Here is a 7,160-nt window from a genome sequence, read left to right on the forward strand (position 1 = left end):
ATAATTTTTATAATGTCTGTAAGATTAAATCTTGACTTCTACATATAATCTGCTATATCTTTCCCTTTTTCATTAAAAAATTTCAAGAAATTTTTATCGGTAGATAACATTTCTAATGTTTTAGAAGTCACTTTATTATAGTCTGGTACGTCTTGCTTTAGCTCAATTGCAATTTCTTTAATGCTTTTAAGTACATTATCATTTTTAAAACATTCTTTTAATGTTGTAAGGCCCTTTTGATCTAGAAAATTACCTTCTTGAAATTCTCTAAACCCTGCTTTTGCTAAGATTTGCCCTATTTTTGGTAAATCATCTGCATGTTTTTTTAGAAAATCCCATATTTCAGATTTTTCAAGAACGGATTTTTGAAAGTTTGAATCAAGATATATAGCAGATGAGCTTGCAATTTTAACAAGATTATAACTATTTACGGGATTAGTTAAAGCAAACTTCGCGCCTTTTAATAATGCTCCTATGCTAACGGGTAATATTTTTTTCTTTGGAGATGCGAGGTCATAAATAAAGCTTGTAAATGCCTTATCTGCATCAGGAGAAGATAATGTCCTTTTAACAGTTTTATTAAAATTCTTTAATTTAATATCTTTAATGGAATTTGTAACTGCCATAAAAATAATGAAATGTATTTAATTACATAAACATTAAATTATCTTAAAATTGATTCAAAGAAATAAATTAAGAAATACTTAAATATTTTAATTTTTATTGCATAATATGATAATTAAATCAATTTGATCTAAGATTTATGGAGTTATCTGGGTATTTTTTTTATTTTTTGTAGGTAATGATTCATAAGTATGTGATTTATCGGGATTATTTACTATATGCACTTTACTATCTAAATTTGAAACTATATTTTTTGCTTCTTTTAAAACATTTAGTTTATTAATATTTTCAAACTCATTCTTAAAATTATCTTTTAACTGTTCATTGAAGATTTCTTTTGGTAAGTAAATTCCACCGGTAATAGTGCCTGCCCAAGTATATGCAGATTTAGAATTTAAAGTAGAGGCAATATTACTTGCTAACTTTTCTAGATTTTTTGGCTCTAAAAAATTATTTATATTATCAGGATTCTCTTTAGAATATTCAGAAACGATAGGTTTTAGCATCTGATTAATCATGTAAAAATCTTCACCTCTATTATCACCTTTATCAAAAAGTTTTTGTGATATTTTCTCGGTTAAAATATTTGCAAATAAATTACTCTTAATATCTTGTTTATTTGCAATATTTTCATATAAAGGGTTCAATATTTGTAATGGAGAATTTACATGATTTGTAATATGTTTATATTGATTTGTTTTAGGAGTAGCAAGGCTCTTAACCATATTCGTAGGTAGCGAGTTTAGTTTTTCTATAATATAGTCTTTAACAACTTGATTTTCTTCGCATAATATATTTACCTGTTGAGCAAATTCTTTTTTACTAAGTAAATTTCTTTTTTCTTCGGCTTGTATTTGTAAAAATACTTTATCAATTGCCTTATCAATTAATTTTGCTTGTTGTTCTTTAATTAGTTCAGGTGCTAAAGGAGGAATGGCCTTATCAAGATTGTAAGTATCAGTCAGTAGCATTAAATTGTCAGGTAATTTAGTCTCTGCTAAATTAGTATTTTTAAAATTACAATCTTTTAAAGAAGTTACTTTAGTTAAATCTGCATTTTTTAATGATACGCTTGAGAAGTCAATATTAGATAAATTACCTACTAATATAGCTCCCTCTAAGCTGAATTTTCCATTTTGTATTTTATTTAAATTATTTCTAAGAGTAATTTCATCTATAGTTTTGTCTTTAAAATCTTGTGATGGACTAAATACATCTTTTACTTTTTCAGTAGCATAGCTAAAACCTGCTTTTATAATATTCGGCAATTGACCTTCAAAATAATTGGTTTTTTGAGCTAGATTATATATAGCACTAGCGGCTCCACGATAATTACTTTGTTCAACCTCTTCTATAATTTTAACTAATTCATTAGGATGGTTTAACATTGATGGAAGTACATTATATAATTCTTTCTTATCAAGGTTATTTATGCCCGGTATATCTTTTAAAGTTTTATCTAAAATACTTGCAAATATTTCTTTATTATCGTTTAAATATCTCTTAATCTCAGGATTATCTTTAGTTAAAGCTATTAACTCTTTTGCCATTCCCATATAATCACCTTTAATAAAATCTCGAAAAACCTTTGTTAATGACTCAGGTTTATCAAGTAATATAGGCATTATGCTCATTAGCTTTGTAATATCACTCGCTTCCAGACCGTAATTTATGAGTTGTTGTTTTATAGTTTGGCTATTTTTTTCATCTTGTTCTAAAACTCCTGTAATTAAATTATCAAATAGCCCTTCTTTACTTTGCTCTACTAATATATCTTTTAATTTAAATGAATGATCATTAAGTGCAGAGATTATATTACCGGTTAAACTCATATAATCACCTTTATTTAAGTCTGCAATAATCTCATGAGCAATTTCCGGTTTTGACATAACTTCGCCCACTATACTAAGCATTTGTTTATCAAAATTATATTCTTTGGTTATACTTTGTACGCTAGGAGTATTTTCAATAATACCTAAAGCAATATTTGGTAAGATTGTTTTATTATTAGCAAAAAAACTTTTTAATTTATCATCACCCACTACCATTTCTAAGGATTTTTCAAGAGATATCATTACACCTTGATTTGGAGCGTTAAGAGTATCAAAAATCTCTTTTGTCTCAGGAATTTTATTTAATAAAGTAGGAATAATATCTAAAATTTTAAGATCGATTTTGTAGCTTTCAAAATGTTCTTTTAAGAAAGGTTTAGCTTGTTCTTTTACTTCTGCTAAGAAACTTTCAATAATGAGTTGTTTTTCAGGAGATAACTTATTAAACCTTTTTAGAGTATTAGGATTGTTTATATTTTCAGCCAGTTCCTGCTTAAAATCAGGATGTTCATTAAATATTTTTAATAAATTTTTCTTTTCGGGTTTTTGTAATATATTATCAAAAGTTTTTATATAATCGCTTGGAAGTATTTCAGTTGCTCCGGTGCGTATATAATGCGTAATATCTTCGCTCTTTTCATTAAAGAATTTTTTAAAATTTGTATCGGTAACCAGCATATCTAAAGTTCTAGAAGTCACTTTATTCCAGTCCGGTAGCTCTTGCTTTACTTCAACTGCAATTTCTTGAAGTTTTTTAAGTACTTCTTCATTTTTAAAACATTCTTTTAGTATTTCGAGTCCCTTTTTATCTAAAGCACTCTTATCTTGAAATTCTCTAAAGCCCGCATTTGCTAAGATTTGACCTATTTTAGGCAAGTCATCTGAATGTTTTTTTAAAAATTCCCATATTGGAGATTTTTCAAGAAGTGATTTTTGAAATTCCGGATCAAGATATATATTAGAGGATTTAGCAAGCTTAACAAGATTATAACTATTTACAGGATTAGTTAAAACAAACCTTGCTCCGAGTAACATCGTTCTTAAGCTTATACTCTTTGAAGACGATAAGTCCTTAATTGCACTCTTTAGTGCTTTATTAGCTTTAGAAGAAGATAAAACTTTTTCTACAACTTTTTGATAGTTTTTATTATTCGTAATAGCCATAAAATTACTCGAAATTTTTAAATATTCTAAATCTATTTTAAAAAATTTTTAAAAATAAAGATTAGGTATTTTTAATTTTTTTATTCTTGTTGTTAATATGTATACTTCGACACAACATGTTCAGCATCCGAGGACTTACGAAGACATGGCTACCAATTTTTTAAGTTCTATCCGAGTATATTATTTAGCCTCCGCTTCTGGTATCCATCTCAGTGAATACTTCTTCCCATGAACCGGTAGTCGCTGCTTTTGAATATTCAGTCGCTCTATTTTCAAAAAAGTTTGTATGCTCGACTCCGTTTAGCATTTCATCAAGCCAAGGAAGCGGGTTATGATTTACCAAATATACATCTTTGAGTCCTAGCTGCATTAAACGACGATCGGCAATATAACGAATATATTGTCTTACTTCATATGCCGTTAACCCCTCAATACCGCCGACTTCAAAAGCAAGTTCAATAAAGGCATCTTCAAAATGCACAATAGTCGTACAAGCTTCATAAATACGTTTACGTAAAGTTTCCGTCCAAACTTCAGGATTTTCTCTTACAAAAGTCTTGAACAGAGTAATAATTGAATTAGTATGAAGTGTTTCGTCACGCACTGACCAAGCAATAATCTGTCCCATACCTTTCATTTTATTAAAACGAGGGAAATTAAGCATAATCGCAAAAGAGGCAAATAGCTGTAATCCTTCAGTAAAAGCTCCAAATACTGCGAGTGTAGTTGCTATATCTTCTTTGGTATCCACTCCAAATTGCTGCATATAATCATACTTGTCTTTCATTTCCTTATATTTAAGAAATGCTGAATATTCTACTTCCGGCATACCTACCGTATCAAGTAAATGAGAATACGCTGCAATATGCACGGTTTCCATATTAGAAAACGCCGATAACATCATTAATACTTCAGTAGGTTTAAATACTCGTGAATAATGCTTCATATAGCAGTTATTCACTTCAATATCTGCTTGTGTAAAAAAACGAAATATTTGGGTTAATAGATGTTTTTCCCCTGGAGTTAAGTTATATTTCCAATCTTTAACATCGTCGGCAAGCGGTACTTCTTCCGGTAGCCAATGAATTTTCTGTTGAGTGTGCCAAGCTTCATATGCCCATGGATATGAAAACGGTTTATAAATTGGACTTGCATCAAGTAATGACATAATTATTCTTTTATATTTATGGCTTTGGTTTTTCGTCATTGCGAGGAAATTATGAAATAATTAACGAAGCAATCTCAGGATATTTGACGAGATTGCCACGCTCTTTACAGTCGCTCGCAATGACGATTTAGTATCAATACAACAACACTTATACTTACTGACAAGCTAAGCATTCTTCGTAATTACCGGCTTCTGCTAACTTATCGTTTTGTTTCTCTAAATCTTTAAAATCTGCTTTTAGTACATCATGCGACACTTTATCGGCTCGCTGTATTGATGTCGATCTACAGTAATATAAACTTTTTACTCCTTTTTTCCAAGCTTTAAAATGAATATTATTTAAATATTTCTTACTAACATTCCCCGGTAAAAAGATGTTTAAAGATTGTGCTTGCGTAATGTAAGGAGTACGATCGCTTGCCAGTTCAATTAGCCAATTCTGATCAATTTCGTAAGCGGTTTTGAAAACCTGTTTTTCTTCTTCGGATAAAAATGTTAAATGTTGTACTGATCCTTCATGTGTTGCAATCGAAGACCAAACTTGGTCATTATTAAATCCTTTCTCTTCTAATAACTTTTCTAAATGTTTGTTACGCACGTTAAAAGAACCGGTTAAAGTCTTTTGTACAAAGCTATTAGCGGCAAACGGCTCTATTCCGGGTGAGGCATTACCTGCTATTACCGAAATTGAGGCGGTAGGTGCTATTGCGGTTTTATTGCTAAATCGTTCATTACTTCCTGCATCTAGAGCATCAGGACATGCTCCTTTTTCTTTACCGATTTCTATTGATGCTTTATCAGCTTCAGCAGATATATATTCAAATATTTTTTTATTCCAAACTTTTGCCATAACCGATTCTATCGGTACTTTTTTCATTTGCAAAAATGAGTGGAATCCCATTACGCCAAGTCCAACGCTTCGCTCACGCATAGCCGAATATTTAGCTCTTGTCATAGTATCCGGTGCTTTATTAATAAAGTTTTCTAAAACATTATCAAGGAACAACATAATAGAATGGATAAATTCTTTATCATCTTTCCACTCTTCATAATACTCTAAATTTAAAGAAGAAAGGCAGCAAACGGCAGTTCTTGACTTGCCTAAATGGTCAATTCCCGTCGGCAATGTAATTTCGCTACAAAGATTGGACATTTTAACTTGAAGCCCTAATTTTTTATGATGCTCAGGGATAGATTTATTAACACTATCGATAAATAACAAGTAAGGCTCACCCGTTTCTATTCTAGTAGTTAATAATTTAACCCATAAATCTCTTGCTCTAACTTTATTTACAACTTTTTTGGTAGCAGGACTAACAAGGTCAAAATCCGTATTGTTTTCAACGGCTTTCATAAATTCATCGGTTATAGCTATACCGTGATGAATATTAAGAGCTTTTCGGTTAACATCCCCACCTGTCGGACGTCTTATATCAATAAATTCTTCAATTTCAGGGTGATTAATAGGCAAATATACAGCTGATGAACCTCGTCTAATAGAACCTTGCGAAATAGCAAGAGTCATAGAATCCATTACTTTAATAAACGGTATAATACCGGATGAATGACCTTTATCACGAATCCCTTCATTAATAGAACGAACATTACCCCAATAACTTCCAATTCCGCCGCCGCGTGCAGCAAGCCAAACATTTTCCGTCCATAAATTTACTATATCGTCTAAGCTGTCATCGGTCTCATTCAAGAAGCATGAAATAGGAAGCCCCCTATCCGTTCCACCGTTACTTAAGATTGGTGTTGCCGGCATAAACCACATTTTACTCATATATTCATATAGCTTCTGAGCATGCTGTTTATTTTCGGCATAATAACTAGAAACTCTTGCAAATAAATCTTGAAAATCCTCACCTTTCATAAGATATCGATCTCGCAGAATAGCTTTACCGAAAGGAGTAAGTAAATTATTATGGTTATTGTTTATAGTTATTTGAAATTTATTTTTTTTAAGCGTGTTCATTATAGGTACTAATGGGGTTGTAGGCGTTATTTATAATGCTTATTTTGAAAAATGACACCATATTCAGTGTATAGAATCTTCACCTAAGTAGACACGAGAATAATAATTTATTCAATATAAATATTTATTTTTTTTTAGATTTTTGACTTGACACAAATCACTCTTGATTACTATTTATGCTTTCTTAAGGCACAGGCAAGCTTATCATGCGGAAGTAAGGCATTGTTACATAGATACCAAAACCGTCATTCCTGCAAGACCTTGTTGCGTAGATATAAAAAAAAGTAGCTGCGAACTAAGAAAAGTAGTAAATTGACAAAAAACTTAACCACAAGTGTGTATGTCAAAGCTACAAAAAGTTTGCAACTGGAAAGAATATAACAGAAGTTTAAAG

General features: G+C 30.7%; 3 protein-coding genes and 1 pseudogene. All 4 read right to left on the bottom strand.

All coding sequences use genetic code 11. The features are described from left to right. Window positions 1-41: 41 nt before the first annotated feature. A pseudogene (locus KYQ89_RS03450) lies at window positions 42-626 on the bottom strand (hypothetical protein); the annotation flags it as partial. Between the two features lie 135 nt (window positions 627-761). Then, window positions 762-3,620, bottom strand: coding sequence for a pentapeptide repeat-containing protein (locus KYQ89_RS03455; protein WP_218460421.1), 2,859 nt, complete (start codon window positions 3,618-3,620; stop codon window positions 762-764). A 184-nt stretch (window positions 3,621-3,804) separates the two neighbouring features. Further along, a complete protein-coding gene (locus KYQ89_RS03460) occupies window positions 3,805-4,788 on the bottom strand; it encodes a ribonucleotide-diphosphate reductase subunit beta (protein WP_218460423.1) in 984 nt (327 codons plus the stop codon). Window positions 4,789-4,942: 154 nt separating this feature from the next. Further along, entirely contained in the window at window positions 4,943-6,766 is a 1,824-nt protein-coding gene (locus KYQ89_RS03465) for a ribonucleoside-diphosphate reductase subunit alpha (protein WP_218460422.1), read from the bottom strand. Between the last annotated feature and the right edge of the window lie 394 nt (window positions 6,767-7,160).

It is taken from the genome of Rickettsia sp. TH2014 (genome assembly GCF_019249195.1).
Lineage (GTDB): Bacteria > Pseudomonadota > Alphaproteobacteria > Rickettsiales > Rickettsiaceae > Rickettsia > Rickettsia felis.